At 60.7% G+C, this 17065-nt stretch carries 14 protein-coding genes; 5 read left to right on the plus strand and 9 right to left on the minus strand.

The window, feature by feature from the left end; translation table 11 throughout:
- Nucleotides 1-3: 3 nt before the first annotated feature.
- Genes nirB through cobA form a run of 4 tightly spaced genes read left to right on the plus strand, consistent with a single transcriptional unit; the run spans nt 4 to nt 6233 of the window.
- Nucleotides 4-2457 (plus strand): nitrite reductase large subunit NirB, encoded by a 2454-nt coding sequence (gene nirB, locus TU79_RS17780; protein ID WP_057009206.1) that lies wholly within the window; start codon nt 4-6, stop codon nt 2455-2457.
- Nucleotides 2454-2771 carry a nitrite reductase small subunit NirD gene (nirD, locus tag TU79_RS17785; RefSeq protein WP_057009207.1) on the plus strand — a complete coding sequence of 106 codons (318 nt, stop codon included), beginning with the start codon at nt 2454-2456 and terminating at the stop codon, nt 2769-2771. Before nirB ends, nirD begins: the two co-directional genes overlap by 4 nt.
- The gene (locus tag TU79_RS17790; protein ID WP_057009208.1) at nt 2771-5479 is read left to right on the plus strand and encodes a nitrate reductase; all 2709 of its coding nucleotides are present in this window, start codon (nt 2771-2773) and stop codon (nt 5477-5479) included. Before nirD ends, TU79_RS17790 begins: the two co-directional genes overlap by 1 nt.
- Before the next feature lie 10 nt (nt 5480-5489).
- A complete protein-coding gene (gene cobA, locus TU79_RS17795) occupies nt 5490-6233 on the plus strand; it encodes a uroporphyrinogen-III C-methyltransferase (protein WP_057009209.1) in 744 nt (247 codons plus the stop codon).
- A 60-nt stretch (nt 6234-6293) separates the two neighbouring features.
- Here the strand turns inward: cobA and TU79_RS17800 are convergent, their stop codons facing one another.
- The 8 genes from TU79_RS17800 to ppsA form a co-directional block, all read right to left on the minus strand.
- Nucleotides 6294-7274 (minus strand): OmpA family protein, encoded by a 981-nt coding sequence (locus TU79_RS17800; RefSeq protein ID WP_003230320.1) that lies wholly within the window; start codon nt 7272-7274, stop codon nt 6294-6296.
- 107 nt (nt 7275-7381) lie between these two features.
- Complete coding sequence (gene sigX, locus TU79_RS17805; RefSeq protein WP_057009210.1) at nt 7382-7972, minus strand: RNA polymerase sigma factor SigX; 591 nt, start codon at nt 7970-7972, stop codon at nt 7382-7384.
- Nucleotides 7973-8057: 85 nt separating this feature from the next.
- Nucleotides 8058-8882: a mechanosensitive ion channel family protein gene (locus TU79_RS17810; protein ID WP_003193288.1), complete on the minus strand. Its 825-nt coding sequence runs from the start codon at nt 8880-8882 to the stop codon at nt 8058-8060.
- 2 nt (nt 8883-8884) lie between these two features.
- Entirely contained in the window at nt 8885-9127 is a 243-nt protein-coding gene (locus TU79_RS17815; protein WP_057009211.1) for a hypothetical protein, read from the minus strand.
- Nucleotides 9128-9214: 87 nt separating this feature from the next.
- Nucleotides 9215-10210, minus strand: coding sequence for a zinc transporter ZntB (locus tag TU79_RS17820; RefSeq protein WP_057009212.1), 996 nt, complete (start codon nt 10208-10210; stop codon nt 9215-9217).
- A 25-nt stretch (nt 10211-10235) separates the two neighbouring features.
- On the minus strand, nt 10236-10724 hold the full coding sequence (gene rraA / locus TU79_RS17825) for a ribonuclease E activity regulator RraA (protein WP_139136753.1): 489 nt from the start codon (nt 10722-10724) through the stop codon (nt 10236-10238).
- A gap of 179 nt (nt 10725-10903) precedes the next feature.
- Nucleotides 10904-11893 carry an alpha/beta fold hydrolase gene (locus TU79_RS17830; protein WP_057009214.1) on the minus strand — a complete coding sequence of 330 codons (990 nt, stop codon included), beginning with the start codon at nt 11891-11893 and terminating at the stop codon, nt 10904-10906.
- A gap of 105 nt (nt 11894-11998) precedes the next feature.
- A complete protein-coding gene (gene ppsA / locus TU79_RS17835; RefSeq protein WP_057009261.1) occupies nt 11999-14374 on the minus strand; it encodes a phosphoenolpyruvate synthase in 2376 nt (791 codons plus the stop codon).
- A gap of 179 nt (nt 14375-14553) precedes the next feature.
- Between ppsA and ppsR the strand changes: the two genes are divergently transcribed.
- Entirely contained in the window at nt 14554-15372 is an 819-nt protein-coding gene (ppsR, locus tag TU79_RS17840) for a posphoenolpyruvate synthetase regulatory kinase/phosphorylase PpsR (protein WP_003230310.1), read from the plus strand.
- A 121-nt stretch (nt 15373-15493) separates the two neighbouring features.
- Here the strand turns inward: ppsR and TU79_RS17845 are convergent, their stop codons facing one another.
- Nucleotides 15494-16918: an aminotransferase-like domain-containing protein gene (locus tag TU79_RS17845; RefSeq protein WP_057009215.1), complete on the minus strand. Its 1425-nt coding sequence runs from the start codon at nt 16916-16918 to the stop codon at nt 15494-15496.
- Nucleotides 16919-17065: the final 147 nt, after the last annotated feature.

A 17065-nucleotide genomic window follows, 5' to 3' on the forward strand; every position in this document is an offset into this window, starting at 1 on the left:
GACATGAAAAAACTCAAATTGGTGATGATCGGCAACGGCATGGCCGGGGTTCGTACCCTTGAAGAACTGCTCAAGCTGAGCAGCGACCTCTACGACATCACCGTGTTCGGCGCCGAGCCCCACACCAACTACAACCGCATCCTGCTGTCGCCGGTGCTGGCCGGCGAACAGACCTTCGAAGAGATCGTGCTCAACGACCTGGACTGGTACCTGGACAACAACGTCAAGCTGCTGCTCAACCGCAAGGTGGTGCAGATCGACCGGGTCAGACGCAAGGTCATCGCCGATGACGGCACCGAGGCCGAGTACGATCGGTTGCTGATCGCCACCGGTTCCACGCCGTTTATCCTGCCGATCCCCGGCAACACCTTGCAGGGCGTGATCGGCTATCGCGACATTGCCGACACCCAGGCCATGATCGACACCGCCAAAACCCATAAACACGCGGTAGTCATCGGCGGCGGCCTGCTCGGCCTGGAAGCCGCCAACGGCCTGATGCTGCGTGGCATGCACGTGACCGTGGTGCACATCGGCGAATGGTTGCTGGAACGTCAGCTGGACAAGACCAGTGGCCAACTGCTGCAAACCGAACTGGAAAGCCGTGGCCTGGTCTTTCGCCTGGGCGAACACACCCAGGCCCTGCACGACGCCGGCAATGGTCGCGTCGGCTCGGTGCAGTTCAAGAATGGCGACATCATCCCCGCCGACCTGGTGGTGATGGCTGCCGGCATCCGGCCCAACACCGAACTCGCGGAAAAATCCGGCATCCCGTGCAACCGTGGGATTCTGGTCAATGACACCATGCAAACCTACGACCCGCGTATTTATGCGATCGGCGAATGCGCCAGCCATCGCGGGATTGCCTACGGCCTGGTGGCGCCGCTGTTCGAACAGGCCAAGGTCTGCGCCAACCACCTGGCCCAGCTGGGCTTTGCCACTTACAAGGGCTCGGTCACCTCGACCAAGCTGAAAGTCACCGGCATCGACCTGTTTTCGGCCGGCGACTTCATGGGCGGCGAAGGCACCGAGACCATCACCCTCTCCGACCCGATTGGCGGCGTGTACAAAAAACTGGTGATCAAGGACGACATCCTGGTTGGCGCCTGCCTGTACGGCGACACCGCCGATGGCGGTTGGTATTTCCGCCAGATCCGTGAGAACCATGCCATCGGCGAGATCCGCGATCACCTGATGTTCGGCGAGAACGCCCTGGGCGATGTCGGCCATCAGGGCCAGGACAAGGCCATGAGCATGGCCGACAGCGCTGAAGTCTGCGGCTGCAACGGCGTGTGCAAGGGCACCATCGTCAAGGCTATCCAGGAACAGGGCCTGTTCAGTGTCGACGAGGTGAAAAAACACACCAAGGCCGCCAGTTCCTGCGGCTCCTGCGTGGGGCTGGTGGAACAGATCCTGATCAACACCGTGGGTGGCGCGGCCGATGTAAAACCCAAGAGCGAAAAAGCCATCTGCGGGTGCAGCGACCTCAATCACGGGCAAATCCGCCAGGCCATCCGCGAACAGCACCTGCTGACCATCGCCGGCACCATGAGCTACCTGAACTGGCGCACCCCCAACGGCTGCGCCACCTGCCGCCCGGCGCTGAATTATTACCTGATCTCCACCTGGCCCGGCGAAGCCAAGGACGACCCGCAGTCGCGCCTGATCAACGAACGGGCCCACGCCAACATCCAGAAAGACGGCACCTACTCTGTGGTGCCACGGATGTGGGGCGGCGTGACCAACCCGTCGGAACTGCGCCGCATCGCCGACGTGGCCGACAAGTACAACGTGCCGATGGTCAAGGTCACCGGCGGTCAGCGCATTGACTTGCTCGGCATCAAAAAGCAGGACCTGCCCGGCGTATGGAAGGACCTGGACATGCCGTCCGGCCACGCCTACGGCAAATCCATCCGTACCGTGAAAACCTGCGTGGGCAGCGAGTTCTGCCGCTTCGGCACGCAGAACTCGACGCAACTGGGCATCGAGCTTGAGCACGACCTGTTCAACATGTGGTCGCCGCACAAGGTCAAGCTGGCGGTGTCCGGCTGCCCGCGCAATTGCTCGGAAGCCGGCATCAAGGACGTCGGCATCATCGGCGTCGACTCCGGCTGGGAGATGTATATCGGCGGCAACGGCGGCATCAAGACCGAAGTCGCGGAGTTCTTCGTCAAGCTCAAAACCGCCGACGAAGTGCGCGAGTACAACGGCGCGTTCCTGCAGTTGTATCGCGAAGAGGCGTTCTACCTGGAGCGCACCGTGCATTACCTGCAGCGCGTGGGCATGGAGCACATCAAGAAAGCCGTGCTGGAAGACCCGGCGCGGCGCAAGGCACTGAATGAGCGCCTGCAATTCTCGCTGTCATTCGAGCAGGACCCGTGGAAAGAACGGCTGGAGCAGCCCTTGCTGAAAAAGGAATTCGAGGTGATCCCCGTCAAACAGTTGGAGGTGCAGGCATGAACTGGCTGGATATTTGCGCCCTCGACGAGATCAACGCACTGGGCTCGCGCATCATCAATGGGCCCAAGGGCGACATCGCGATCTTTCGCACCAGTGACGACGAAGTCTTCGCCCTCGACGACCGCTGCCCGCACAAGGGTGGCCCGCTGTCCCAAGGCCTGATCTACGGCAAACGCGTGGCCTGCCCGCTGCACAACTGGCAGATCGACCTGGCGTCCGGCGAAGCCCAGGCGCCGGATATCGGCTGCGCCCACCATCATCCCGCCCGTGTCGAAAACGGCCGGGTGATGCTGGCCATACGGGACGCCGGTTGATGGACCGCCAAATCACCGCGTCCACCTGCTGCTACTGCGGGGTGGGCTGCGGCGTGCTGATCGAGCATGACGGCACGCAGATTCTCGGTGTGCAGGGCGACCCGAGCCACCCGGCCAATTTCGGCAAGTTGTGCAGCAAGGGCGCCAGCCTGCACCTGACGGGCGACCTGAGCGCGCGCGCCTTGTACCCGGAGTTGCGCCTGGGCAAAGGCCTGGCTCGCAGCCGCACCAGTTGGGATACCGCGCTGGACCACGCGGCCAGCGTGTTCGCCGACACACTCGCCGAACACGGGCCGGACAGCGTGGCCTTCTATATTTCCGGGCAACTGCTCACCGAGGACTATTACAGCTTCAACAAACTGGCGCGGGCGCTGGTGGGCACCAACAATCTGGACAGTAATTCACGGCTGTGCATGTCCTCGGCGGTGGTCGGCTACAAGCGCAGCCTGGGCGCCGACGCGCCACCCTGCAGCTATGAAGACCTCGACACCAGTGACTGCGTGATGATCGTCGGCAGCAACATGGCCTACGCCCACCCGGTATTGTTCCGACGCCTGGAGGAAGCCAAGGCGCGGCGTCCGCAGATGAAAGTCGTGGTGATCGACCCTCGGCGCACCGACACCTGCGAATTGGCTGACATGCACCTGGCCATCCTACCGGGCACGGATGTGGCGCTGTTTCATGGAATTTTGCACCTGTTGCTGTGGGAAGACTGGATCGACCGCGACTTTATCCAGGCCCATACGGACGGGTTGGCGGAGCTTAAACGCCTGGTGCATGACTACACGCCGCAGATGGTCACGCAATTGTGCGGGATCAGTGTCGAGCAATTGCGCCTGTGCGCCGAATGGGTGGGCACCTCCCCTGGCTTTCTGTCGCTGTGGTGCATGGGGCTTAACCAGTCCACCGCCGGCAGCGCTAAAAACAGCGCGCTGATCAACCTGCACCTGGCCACCGGCACGATTGGTCGACCAGGCTGTGGGCCGTTCTCCCTGACCGGCCAACCCAATGCCATGGGCGGTCGCGAAACTGGCAGTTTGTCCAACCTGTTGCCGGGCCATCGGGAAGCCGCCAACCCTGAACACCGCGCAGAAGTCGCTGCTTACTGGGGCGTCGATGCGTTGCCGGAGCCGACCGGGCTGACGGCCATTGAGCTGTTTGAGCAGGTGCAGGCCGGCAAGATCAAGGCGCTGTGGATCGCGTGCACCAACCCCGCGCAATCGCTGCCGGACCAGACCGCTGTGCGCGCCGCCCTGGCAGCCTGCCCATTCGTGGTGTTGCAGGAAGCCTTTCGCACCACCGAGACCGCCGCCTACGCCGACCTGCTTTTGCCGGCCGCCAGTTGGGGGGAGAAAGAAGGCACGGTGACCAATTCCGAACGGCGTATTTCCCACGTGCGCCGCGCCATAGCCCCCCCCGCAGAAGCACGGCCGGACTGGGCAATCACCGTGGATTTCGCCCAACGCCTGGAACAGCGACTGCGCCCAGAGCTGCCGAGCCTGTTCGCCTTCGAGCATCCGGCGCAGATTTTTGATGAGTTCAAGCTGCTGACCCGTGGGCGTGATTTGGATTTGTCGGGTATCAGTCATGCCCTGCTCGACGAACTGGGGCCGCAGCAGTGGCCGTTTCCCATGGGCGCCCGCAGCGGCACCCCGCGTCTGTATACCGACGGGGTTTTCCCGACCGACGGTGGCCGCGCGCACTTTATCGCCGATCCTTATCGCGCGGCCAAGGAGCAGCGCGACGCGCGCTTCCCGCTGACACTGATCACTGGCCGCCTGCGCGACCAATGGCACGGCATGAGTCGCACCGGCACGGCGGCGCAGTTGTTCGGGCATGTGAACGAGGCGCTGTTGAGCCTGCACCCCGATGAACTGCGCCGTCATCGCCTCAAGGAAGGCGACCTGGTAAACCTCAAAAGTAGGCGCGGCAATGTGATCGTTGCCGTGAGCAGTGATGACAGCGTACGCCCCGGCCAGGCCTTCCTGCCGATGCACTGGGGCGACCGGTTTCTCAAGGGCGGCGTGAACACCCTCACCCAGCCGGCGTTCGACCCGCTGTCGAAACAGCCGGAACTCAAGCACAGCGGCGTGCGCCTGGAGGCGGTGCAGTTGCCCTGGCAGCTGTTCGCGCTGATTGAGGGCGATGTGCAGCAACACTTCGAGGCGCTGCGCCCACTGTGCGAGGGCTTTGCCTACGTCAGCCTGAGCCTGGCCGGACGGGAACGGCCGGCGTTGCTGGTACGCGCGGCACATACCGCAGCGCCCGAGCTTGAGCTGCTGACCCGTATCGACCAACTGCTGGGCCTGCACGACGGCCCGGTGATGGCCTACGACGACCCGCGCCGCTCGATCGGCAAGCGGGTGAAGATCGAAAAAGGCCGCATCACGGCAGTACGCCTGGCCGGTGAAACCCTGGCCCGCCACTGGCTGCAGAGCCTGTGGCTGGAAGGCCGCACCGATGAGCAGTTGCGCCGCTGGCTGCTCGCGCCCTTGAGCGCAGCGCCCGGCGGTGCGGCGGCAAACAGCAAGGTGTTGTGTAACTGCATGAACGTCAGTGAAAACGCGGTGTGTGCCGGTATTGCCCAGGGCCTGGACCTGGAGGGGCTCAAGCAATCCCTGGGATGCGGCACGCAATGCGGCTCCTGTGTGCCGGAAATCAAACGTCTGCTGGTAAGCCATCCGCAGCCAATCGCTATCAGTGTGTGAGGACAGGAATATGAGCGCAAAAGTCTGGCTGGTAGGCGCAGGGCCGGGGGATCCGGAGCTGTTGACCCTGAAGGCGGTGCGGGCGATGAACGAGGCCGATGTGGTGCTGATTGACGATCTGGTCAACCCGGCGGTGCTGGAACATTGCGGCGATGCGCGGGTGATTACGGTGGGCAAGCGCGGCGGCTGTCGTTCAACACCGCAGGATTTCATCCACCGTTTGATGCTGCGTTACGCGCGTCAGGGCAAGTGTGTGGTGCGGCTCAAAGGCGGCGACCCGTGCATTTTCGGACGCGGCGGCGAAGAGGCGATGTGGCTGCGCGAGCGCGGGATCGAGGCGCAAGTGGTCAATGGCATTACGTCGGGGCTGGCAGGCGCGACCCACTGCGATATCCCGCTGACGCTGCGCGGTGTCAGCCGTGGCGTAACGCTCGTCACAGCGCATACCCAGGACGACAGCCGCCTGAACTGGCGCGCGCTGGCTGAAGGCGGGACGACGCTGGTGGTGTATATGGGCGTGGCGAAGCTGGAAGAAATACGCCAGCAGTTGCTGGACGGCGGCATGGCGGCGGATATGCCGGTGGCGATGATCGAGAATGCATCGCTGCCCCAGCAACGGGAGTGCCGCAGCGTGCTGTCGCGCATGCAGGAAGATGCGCAGGCTTTTGCGTTGAAGAGCCCGGCAATTCTAGTGATTGGCAGGGTTGCAGCGGCTGAGCAGGCGGCTTATGTCGCAGTAGCGGCCAGCGCCTGAGGCAAATTGCAGACGAAAAAAAGCCCGGCCTGAGCCGGGCTTTTTTCTACTACTCAGTAATTACTGAGCGGTAGCTTCAACCGACGCTTCTACGCGACGGTTAACAGCGCGACCAGCTTCAGTTGCGTTGTCAGCAACTGGGCGGGATTCGCCGTAACCTACAGCAGTTACACGGCTAGGAGCCACGCCGTCTTTAACCAGGACTTGCTTAACAGCGTCAGCACGACGCTGGGACAGCTTCTGGTTGTAAGCGTCTGGACCTACGGAGTCAGTGTGACCAGCAACTTCTACGTTGGTGGACGGGTACTGAGCCATGAAGTCGGCCAGGTTTTTCACGTCGCCGTAGCTGTTAGGCTTAACAACGGCTTTGTCGAAGTCGAACTTAACGTCCAGCTCAACACGAACAACCTGAGCAACTGGAGCTTCTGGCTCTGGAGTTGGCTCTGGAGCTGGTGCTGGGGTAGGAGCTGGAGCAACTGCGCCAGCGTTACCGCCGAAGTTCACGCCCAGGCCGACCAGTGCGGAGTAGTCCCACTTGCCGTTGTCCAGACCGTAGTCAGCTTCAACACCGGCACGAGCGTACAGGTTGTTGGTGAAGTAGTACTTCACGCCGGTACCGACGGTGGCGAAAGTGGTCTGATCGCGACCGCTGTGGCCGTCAGCTTGCACGTTGCCACGGCTCTGGTGGCCGAAACCGCCTTCAACGTATGGACGCAGGCTGTCAACGCCGGCCTGACCGAAGTGGTACTGGGCCACGAGGCTGCCAGTGTCACCTTTGATCTTCTGGCTACCAGTACCGTCGTTCGAACGGGTGTGGTTAGTCTTGTCGTAGGACAAGTTCAAGGACAGATCGTCGGTCAGGAAGTAACCAATGCGAGCGCCTGGGTTGAAGCCGTCTTCGATGTGCTTGACGCTATCGTTGTACTGCTTCTTGTAGAACAGCTCGCCTTCAACTGCGCCTTGGCCTTGTGCCAGAACGCCGAAAGAAGTTGCGGCAATAAGAGAACCAATGGCCAAGCCCAAGGTGTTTTTCAGTTTCATCCGTTAAATCCCCATCTGGTGATTGTAAAGCAGTCCCACAAACCGGGGGACAACTCGGCGACAAGTCTAACAGAACTTGCCTACACGTAAGAGATATTTGCCACGCACTAAGTTTCAGTCTCGCCCGCAAATTTCTCACGTAATTTATCTAGAGCACGTTTGTACCGCATTTTTGTAGCACTCAAACCCATGTGCATGATGTCAGCGATCTCCTGGAACTCCAGCTCTGCGACGAATCGCAGCACCAGAATCTCCCGATCGATCGGGTTCACATACACCAGCCAGCGATCGAGTCCGCCCTTGTCCTCGGGTGCCGGCGCCTTCTCTTCAGACGCTTCCTCAAGGGGGTCCAGACTCAAGGCGTCCATCAAGCGACGCTTTCGCCGTTCCTTCCGATACTGCGTGATGCACTCGTTGTACGTGATGCTGTAGAGCCAGGTCTTGAACTTCGATTTACCCTCGAAGTTCTTGAGGCCGTACAGCACCTTTAGCATCACTTCCTGACAGACATCGTCCGCATCTCTATCGTTCCCTAAATACCTTGAACAAACGTTGAACAGAGTGCGTTGATACCTGCGCATCAATTCTTCATAGGCGCGCGTGATGTGAAACAGCTCCGTATGTGCACGCGCGACCAGCTCCTCATCAGAGAGCTCACGGGGGTCATAGCGCGTGGACAGCGTTTGAGCTTTATTCAAAACAAGTCGTGCCGACAGTCAGGTCAATGTCCGCTACGGCCCGGCAAGCCGGGTTCGCGGCGGCGTACATTAGCAGGGTGCCGGGTCAGCGGCTACTGACCTGCTGTTCAAGGAGTATCCGATTGGACAGCGATACCAGCTCGCCATCATCGGTCAGCACTGTCGTTTTGACGGTACCGATCTCCTCGATTTGCCCTTCGACCTCGCCCACACGCACCTGTTGCCCTACCTGATACAGCTCACGCACGTAGATTCCCGCAAGAATCTGACCGGCAATTTCCCGGCTTCCCAACCCCATGGCCAGCGCAACTGCCAGACCAACGGTAATCAAAACAATCACAATCACGTGGTTGAGCAGGTCAGTCTTGACCTCCAACTGGCTGATCGCGACCGAAATACTGATGATGATGACCAGCCCCTGGGCAATTCGCCCCAGACCGGCTGCATAGTCCAGCCCCACGCCTTCGGCGGCTCCGCGCACCAGCCCATTGGCCAATTGCGCAAGTAAAACGCCTACCAGCAGTACCAGCGCGCCGCCGAAAACCTTGGGCAAATACAGCGCCAGCATGTCGAGCGTAGCTGAAACTCGCTCAAGTCCAAGGGATTGCGCCGCCGAAACCAGAAATATCAGCAAAACGAACCAATAGACGATCTTGCCGATCAAGGTCGAGATCGGCACCTGCAGCCCGGCGCGGCCCAGCAGCTTGGTCAGGCCGGTGCCTGCCATCAAGCGGTCCAGGCCGAGTTTCGCGAGCAGCTTGGACAGCAGGGTGTCGAGCAACTTGGCCACGACAAAGCCGAGCAGTACCAGCACCAGCGCACCAAACAGGTTGGGAATGAAATTCGCCACCTTGGTCCACAATGCCGTCATCGCGGTGACCAGGCTCTGGGTCCAGAGATCAAGTTCCATATTCAATCAGCCTTATCAGTGCGAGCAAGAGGTTTGCCACGGGAAACCGGGGATACGTGGGCTGAACCGTTGTTCAGGGCCATCATCAACGCCGGCACCCAACGCCCGAGCAGCCCGAACAGGTCTCCTGCCCCAACCTGACGGTTGGCGGTTTTCAATACGCGACCCAGGCAGGCATCGTCATCACGGCTGGATGGCGAAGCATTCAGCATGTCACGCAAAGACTGTTCAAACGGATCGTGCATAAAGGACCTCTCGCAAGTGAATTAAAAGACGAGGGTTAAATTCCTGAGGTCACATCCGACCCTTCCTACGTTCAGCTCGTATTCAGGTCAAACCCAGCGCAAACGTCGAAACAACCACCATTGCCCGAGCGCGACCGACACCATCAGCAGGCACGCTATCGCAAATCCATAGGGGCTGGAGGAGAAAGGAATACCTCCCACATTTATACCCAGCAGCCCCGTGAGAAAACTCATCGGCAGGAAGATCCCGGTGATGATTCCGAAGCGGTACATGGTGCGGTTCATGCGCACGCTCAAACGCCGGTCTTCAGCTTCAAGTACAAGCCCCACGCGCTCCCGGGTCAATTCCAGCTCTTCCAGGTAGCGGGTCAGGCTGTTGTTCAATTCGTTCCAGTAGTCGGCATCGTCGTCACAGAACCACGGTAATTTGATGCGCGTGAGCTGAGCGAAAATATCCCGCTGCGGCGCCAGGAACCGCTTCAGTCCAGCGGCTCTGCGACGGATCTGCAGAATGCTGCCGTGCTCCGGAGTATACCGTTCGTCGGCGTCGAGTTTTTCTTCCTCTGAATCGACGATTTCAGACAGGTCGGTCACCAGATCCTGCACTTTGTTGGTCAGGTACTGCGCCATATAAAGGATGAGTTCAGAGGTATTTTTCGGCCCCTTGCCCTCCGCCAGTTGCACCAGCAGCTCATCGGTGGCGCGCAGTGGGCGCAAACGCAGGGAGATCACCCGGCTGGCAGCGGCGAAGATGCGTGCCGAGACCATGTCCTCCGGCTCAGCGCCCGGGTTGAGATTGACGCCGCGCAGAAACAGCAGCAGCTCGGCGTCGGGCAACGGCAACAGGCGTGGACGGGTGTTCTCCTCCAGCAACAGGTCGCAGGCAAATTCGCTCAAGCCGCTGGATTGGCGCAGCCAGGTGCGGGTTTGCGGATGGCTGCGATCCCAATGCAACCACAGGCTTTCGCGGGGCTGCAGGTGCAGGTCGTCCAGTTCAGTCCGGGCAATCGAACGCGCGCCGCCTTTACCGTCCAGCACCAGGGCATGCACCAGCCCCCATTGCGCGTTTTCTTCCTCGAACATCCTCACCCCTGTCGGCTATTGCGGTTTATTCAGGCATCTTCAGCGGACTGGGCGACACGATCACACCGTTATTGTCGGCATAGATGTATTCCCCCGGACGAAATGTGACGCCAGCAAAGGTCACCACCACGTTCAGGTCGCCGATGCCGCGCTTGTCGGTTTTCATCGGGTGGCTGGCCAGCGCCTGCACACCCAGATCGGTCTGGGCGATCACGTCGACGTCACGGATGCAGCCGTAGATCACCATGCCTTCCCAGCCATTTTTTGCGGCTTTCTCGGCGAGCATGTCGCCCAGCAATGCGCGACGCAGCGAGCCACCACCGTCGACCACCAGCACCTTACCGGCACCCGGCAGGTCAACCTGCTCCCTGACCAGCGAGTTGTCTTCGAAACATTTGAGGGTGACGATCTCGCCGCCAAAGGAATCGCGGCCACCGAAATTGCTGAACATCGGCTCGACCACCTGCACCAGGTCGGGGTAGGCATCGCACAGGTCGGGGGTTACGTAATGGATCATCGTTAAGATTCCCTTGCGTCAAAAAGCTGTCTTTGGAAAGAAGCGTCTGCCTCGCAGCTTCGCAACATCCCATCCGTTTCGCCGCAACGCAAGCGCGCGGCAGCGACTGAATATGACCAGAAGCGTTTAACGCGTCATAGCTTAGCCGCAACCGCAGATCAGCGAAAAGCCCCGGATCAAGCCGTGGCCATCAGCTCGGGCCGGGCAGCGGACAACGGTGTCAGCGGATCTTTCAGCCACTGCGCCGCCAACGGCCAGACCTCAGCCTGCGCGGCCTTGCTGACGAGCATTTCCACATGGCCGAAATCCCCGGTAAACCCTTGCCCGCGCCCCAGACACAGGTATTGGCGATGCTCGCTGCCCACTTGTTCGAACAGCTTGCGGCAGGCCCAGTCCGGGTCTTGTTCGTCGCCCGCGGCGCTCACCGCCAGCAACGGCACGTCGACCTGGGCCAGGCCCTTCCACCAGTCGGCGTCGGCATCGCCAAACCGGCCGAACAGGCCGTTCCAGCGCAACGCCTCGATCAACACGCCAGCGGGCTCATCTTCCGGCCCCCGCTTGAAACGCGGCCCGGACACATGGGCAAAGCGCTTGAGCAACCAGCGACCCGCCCATTCCACCGGCGGAATTTTCAACGGCCAGTGCGTGCGGCTGACCTGACAGCCAAACAACGCCGCCGACGCCACCGCCGATGCATCCAGGTGACGCGCCCCGAGGGCTGCTGCCAGGGTGATAGCGCCGAGAGAATGTCCGATCCAATGCGGCGTCTGCGCGCTTTGCTCACGCACGAAAGCGCCGATGGCCGGCAAATCGTAACGCGCATAGTCCGCCACGCGATTTTTCGCATAGTCCTGGTTGCGCCTGGACAGCCCGTGCCCGCGCATTTCCGGCACCCACACATCAAACCCCTGGCGCGCCAGATAGGCGCCAAGACCGAGGCCTTTGGGCGAATACCAGAAACGCCGATTGGAAAAACTGCCGTGCAACAGGATAACCGCAATGCCCCGGTTTTCCGGGACATCGGCCAGGCCCAAACGGGTCACTGCCAGCTCGACGGTGCCGTCGGGGCTGTTACCGGGTTTGAGGCGATACACGTCTTCACTCAGGTCGCCACGACGTTCAGCACTGATCAGGGCGACGGGAAACAGATTGCTGCTGCTTTGCATAATGCTCTTGCACAAAAAAGGGCGGCGTCCGCGAGGATTCCCGCCCTGTACAGATAAGAATGCCGGTCACCCGCGAGGGTAACCGGCACTTTTGACGTAACGACTTTAAGCGGACGCTTGGCCTTCCGCGAGGAAGAACCAGGTTTCCAGTACCGAATCAGGGTTCAGCGAGACGCTTTCGATGCCCTGCTCCATCAGCCATTTGGCCAGGTCCGGGTGATCGGAAGGGCCCTGGCCGCAGATGCCGATGTACTTGCCCGCCTTGTTACAGGCCTGGATGGCGTTGGCCAGCAGCTTCTTGACCGCAGGATTTCGCTCGTCGAACAAGTGCGCAATGATCCCCGAGTCGCGGTCCAGGCCCAGGGTCAACTGGGTCAGGTCGTTGGAGCCGATGGAGAACCCGTCGAAGAACTCCAGGAACTCTTCGGCCAGGATCGCATTGGACGGCAACTCGCACATCATGATCACGCGCAGGCCGTTTTCGCCACGGGACAGGCCGTTTTCGGCCAGCAGGTCGACCACCTGACTCGCCTCGCCCAGGGTGCGCACGAACGGCACCATGATTTCAACGTTGGTCAGGCCCATCTCGTTGCGTACACGTTTGAGCGCGCGGCATTCGAGTTCGAAGCAGTCACGGAACGCTTCGCTGATGTAACGCGAGGCACCGCGAAAGCCCAGCATCGGGTTTTCTTCTTCCGGCTCGTAGAGCTTGCCGCCGATCAGGTTGGCGTACTCATTGGACTTGAAGTCCGACAGGCGCACGATCACCTTTTTCGGGTAGAACGCCGCCGCCAGGGTGCTGATGCCTTCCACCAGCTTGTCGACATAGAAGCCCACGGGGTCGTTGTAACCGGCGATGCGCTTGTCGACGCTCTCTTTAATGTCCAGCGGCAGCCCGTCGTAGTTCAACAGGGCCTTGGGGTGCACGCCGATCATGCGGTTGATGATGAACTCGAGGCGGGCCAGGCCCACACCGGCGTTCGGCAACTGCGCGAAATCGAAGGCACGGTCCGGGTTGCCGACGTTCATCATGATCTTGAACGGCAGGTCGGGCATGGCGTCGATGGAGTTCTGTTTGATGTCGAAGCCCAGCTCGCCTTCGAAGATGAAACCGGTATCGCCTTCGGCGCAGGACACGGTCACGCCCTGACCGTCTTTCAACAGCTGGGTGGCATTGCCGCACCCCACGACCGCCGGGATGCCCAGCTCACGGGCGATGATCGCCGCGTGGCAGGTACGCCCGCCACGGTTGGTGACGATGGCGCTGGCGCGTTTCATCACCGGTTCCCAGTCCGGGTCGGTCATGTCGGAGACCAGCACGTCCCCCGGCTGGACCTTGTCCATCTCGGACACATCCTTGATGATCCGCACCTTGCCCGCGCCGATGCGCTGGCCAATGGCACGGCCTTCCACCAGCACGGTGCCGGTTTCCTTCAACAGGTAGCGTTCCATGACGTTGGCCGAGGTGCGGCTCTTCACGGTTTCCGGACGGGCCTGCACGATGTACAGCTTGCCGTCGTCACCGTCCTTGGCCCACTCGATGTCCATCGGGCACTTGTAGTGCTTTTCGATGATCATCGCTTGTTTGGCCAGTTCGCTGACTTCGGCGTCGCTCAGGCAGAAGCGCGCGCGTTCGGCCTTGTCCACGTCCACCGTCTTGACCGAGCGACCGGCCTTGGCTTCGTCGCCGTAGATCATCTTGATGGCTTTGCTGCCCAGGTTGCGGCGCAGGATGGCCGGGCGACCGGCCTCAAGGGTGTGCTTGTGCACGTAGAATTCGTCCGGGTTGACCGCGCCTTGTACGACGGTTTCGCCCAGGCCGTAGGCGCCGGTGATGAACACCACGTCACGGAAGCCCGACTCGGTATCGAGGGTGAACATCACGCCGGCGGTGCCGGTTTCCGAACGCACCATGCGCTGCACGCCCGCAGACAGGGCCACCAGCTTGTGGTCGAAACCCTGGTGCACGCGGTAGGAAATGGCGCGGTCGTTGAACAGCGAGGCGAACACTTCCTTGGCTGCGCGGATCACGTTTTCCACGCCACGGATATTCAGGAAGGTTTCCTGCTGACCGGCAAAGGAGGCGTCGGGCAAGTCTTCGGCGGTGGCCGAGGAGCGCACGGCGACGGCCATGTCCGGATTGCCGGCCGACAGGGTGGCGAAGGCGGTACGAATTTCTTCGTTGAGCTTTTCAGGGAACTCGGCCTCCATGATCCATTGGCGGATCTGGCTGCCGGTTCGGGCCAGGGCGTTGACGTCATCGACGTCCAGAGCGTCCAGCGCGGCGTGGATCTGAGCGTTGAGGCCGCTCAGCTCAAGGAAATCACGGTACGCCTGGGCCGTGGTGGCGAAACCACCGGGCACCGACACACCTGCGCCTGCAAGATTACTGATCATCTCGCCGAGGGATGCGTTCTTGCCCCCTACGTGCTCTACATCATGGACGCCGAGCTTATCGAGGGAAACTACGTACTCTACCAAGGTGATCTCTCCACTTTCTGTGTTGGAAAAGCTCATGGACGCCAGCGGCTCAGTAGGAGCATTCGCCAGCGCTTGTGGCCTGGACCTGGAAAATAAGTGAGAATGCGGCCCACTGCGGGACAGCAAAATCGCGCCTATCATATCCAAGATTCGCCATCAGCTTAAGGCCCAGGGCTCAAATGAAACGATCTGCTTTCTTTATCTCCGATGGCACCGGCATTACTGCCGAAACCCTGGGCCAAAGCCTGCTCGCGCAGTTCGAAAACATTACCTTCGCCAAATTCACCCGGCCTTATATAGACAGCGTGGATAAAGCGCGGGCCATGGTACAACAAATCAATCTGGCGGCTGAAAAAGACGGCTGCCGCCCGATCATTTTCGACACCATCGTTAACCAGGACATTCGTGAGATTCTCGCGACCTCCAATGGTTTCATGATCGACATCTTCTCCACCTTCCTGGCGCCACTGGAGCAGGAGCTGAGTGAACACTCCTCCTATTCGGTAGGAAAGTCCCACTCGATCGGGCATAACTCCAACTATATGGAGCGTATCGAGGCGGTCAACTTCGCCCTCGACAACGACGACGGCGCACGCACGCATTACTACGACAAGGCCGACCTGATCCTGGTAGGCGTCTCGCGTTGCGGCAAGACGCCGACCTGTCTGTACATGGCCATGCAATTCGGCATCCGCGCGGCCAACTACCCGCTGACCGAAGACGACATGGAACACCTGACCCTGCCCGCCGCCCTGCGCGCGCACTCGCACAAGCTGTTCGGCCTGACCATCGACCCGGACCGCCTGACCGCCATCCGCAACGAGCGCAAGCCCAACAGCCGCTATTCGAGCTATGCCCAGTGCGAGTTCGAGGTGCGTGAAGTGGAAAATCTGTTCCGTCGCGAGAATATTGCGCATATCAACTCCACGCATTTTTCGGTGGAGGAGATCTCGGCGAAGATTCTGGTGGAGAAAGGGGTGGAGCGCAGGTTCAAGTAATCAACGCCGGCATGAACCGAGGGAGGGGCTTGCTCCCGATTGCAGTGTGTCAGTTAACACATTCATCAACTGATTCACCGTAATCGGGAGCAAGCCCCTCCCACAAAAAGCCTGATCTGCCTTACAGATGAAACCTTCCCCCACCCTGCCCAAGCGCGGTCGCCAACGCATCAAACCCCGCCCGCAATAACTGATCATCCCCGGACGTGTTACAGATACTCGCCCGAATAAACTGCGGCACCGCCGTCTGACCCACCGCAAAGGCTTCTGCCGTGGCGATCAGGTAATTGTTCTGCTTGAGTTCGGCCTCGATTTCCGACGCGCGCCAGGGCTCCGGCACTTCGATCCAGAAATGCGGACTGTTGAGGTGGGTACAGTAAGCCAGGCCCGCCAGCAAATCCTGCACCAGCGCCTTGCGTCGGCTGATCTCGCTGATCTGCTGGCGCAACAGGTATTCCGCCGTGCCGTTTTCGATCCACTGGGTGGCCAGTTCCAGGGTCACCGGCGTAGCCATCCAGCAGGTGGAACGCAGGGCGGCGGAAATGCGGCTGACCAGCGCGGGCGGCGCATGCACATAACCCACGCGCAACCCGGCTGACACCGCCTTGCTCAGGCTGCTGATCAAAATCGTACGCTCGGGCGCGAAATAGCTGAGCGGCGGCGGCCGGTCTTCCACCAGAACACCGTGGGCCTCATCCTCAAGAATCAACAGATTGTGTTCACGACAGACTCTGGCCAGCGCTTCGCGGCGCGCCACCGACAACACCGCCGTCGTGGGATTCTGAATAGTGGGCGTGCAGTACAACGCCGAAATTCGGTGATTACGACAGACTTCATCCAGCGCCCCCGGCAACACACCCTCTTCATCCATCTCCAGACCGATCAGGCGAATACCGAGCATGCGTGCCGCCGTGATCAATCCCGGATACGTCAGCTGCTCGGTGACCACCGTATCGCCAGCCCGCAGCAGGGCCATCATGGCGCAGAGCAAGCCGTGCTGGCCGCCATTGACGCAGATGACCTGCTCGGGAATCGGATGGAAATCGCGCTGTACCAGCCACTGCGCACCGGCTTCGCGGTAGCGCGGCAGCCCGGCGTCCGGGGTATAGGCACTGATTTCCTGGAGAAACTTGGCATTGGTCGACAGGGTCTGGAAGCTCTGCGCCAGGAACACCGTCTCTTGCCCGGGGATATGCATGTTGCGGCTCATGTCGAAGTACTGGCGCGGCTCCTCGCTGACATTGCGAAAGCCTTCATCGCGCTGGCGCTCCATCCCGCGCTTGCGCACGAAGGTGCCGTCACCGACCCGCGCCACCACCAGCCCCAGACGCTCCAGCTCGCCGTAGGCGCGGCTGATGGTGCCGATGGTGACGCCCAGATTGTCCGAAAGCACCCGATGGGGCGGCAGTTTTCGTCCCGGTTCAATCAAGCCCTCAAGGATGCCGCGCTCCATGACATCGGACAGGCGCTTGTACTTGACGCCCTGCCCGTTGGACAACCCCTCACGCATAATTGACACCATGTCAATATTTGTTTTGACAGTCATCTTTCGCCCTAATAGTGTGCTTTTACGGGTTCAATCGCCGATTTTTACTGCGCGCTACACGCTCAATATAGAGTTCAATGTCGGCTCATGGAAGCAATAAACGATGCCAATGTCTGCTGTTCTCGAAAACACCGCCAAAACAAAAAC

Origin of the sequence: Pseudomonas trivialis, assembly GCF_001439805.1 — a bacterium.
Taxonomy (GTDB): Bacteria; Pseudomonadota; Gammaproteobacteria; order Pseudomonadales; family Pseudomonadaceae; genus Aquipseudomonas; species Aquipseudomonas trivialis.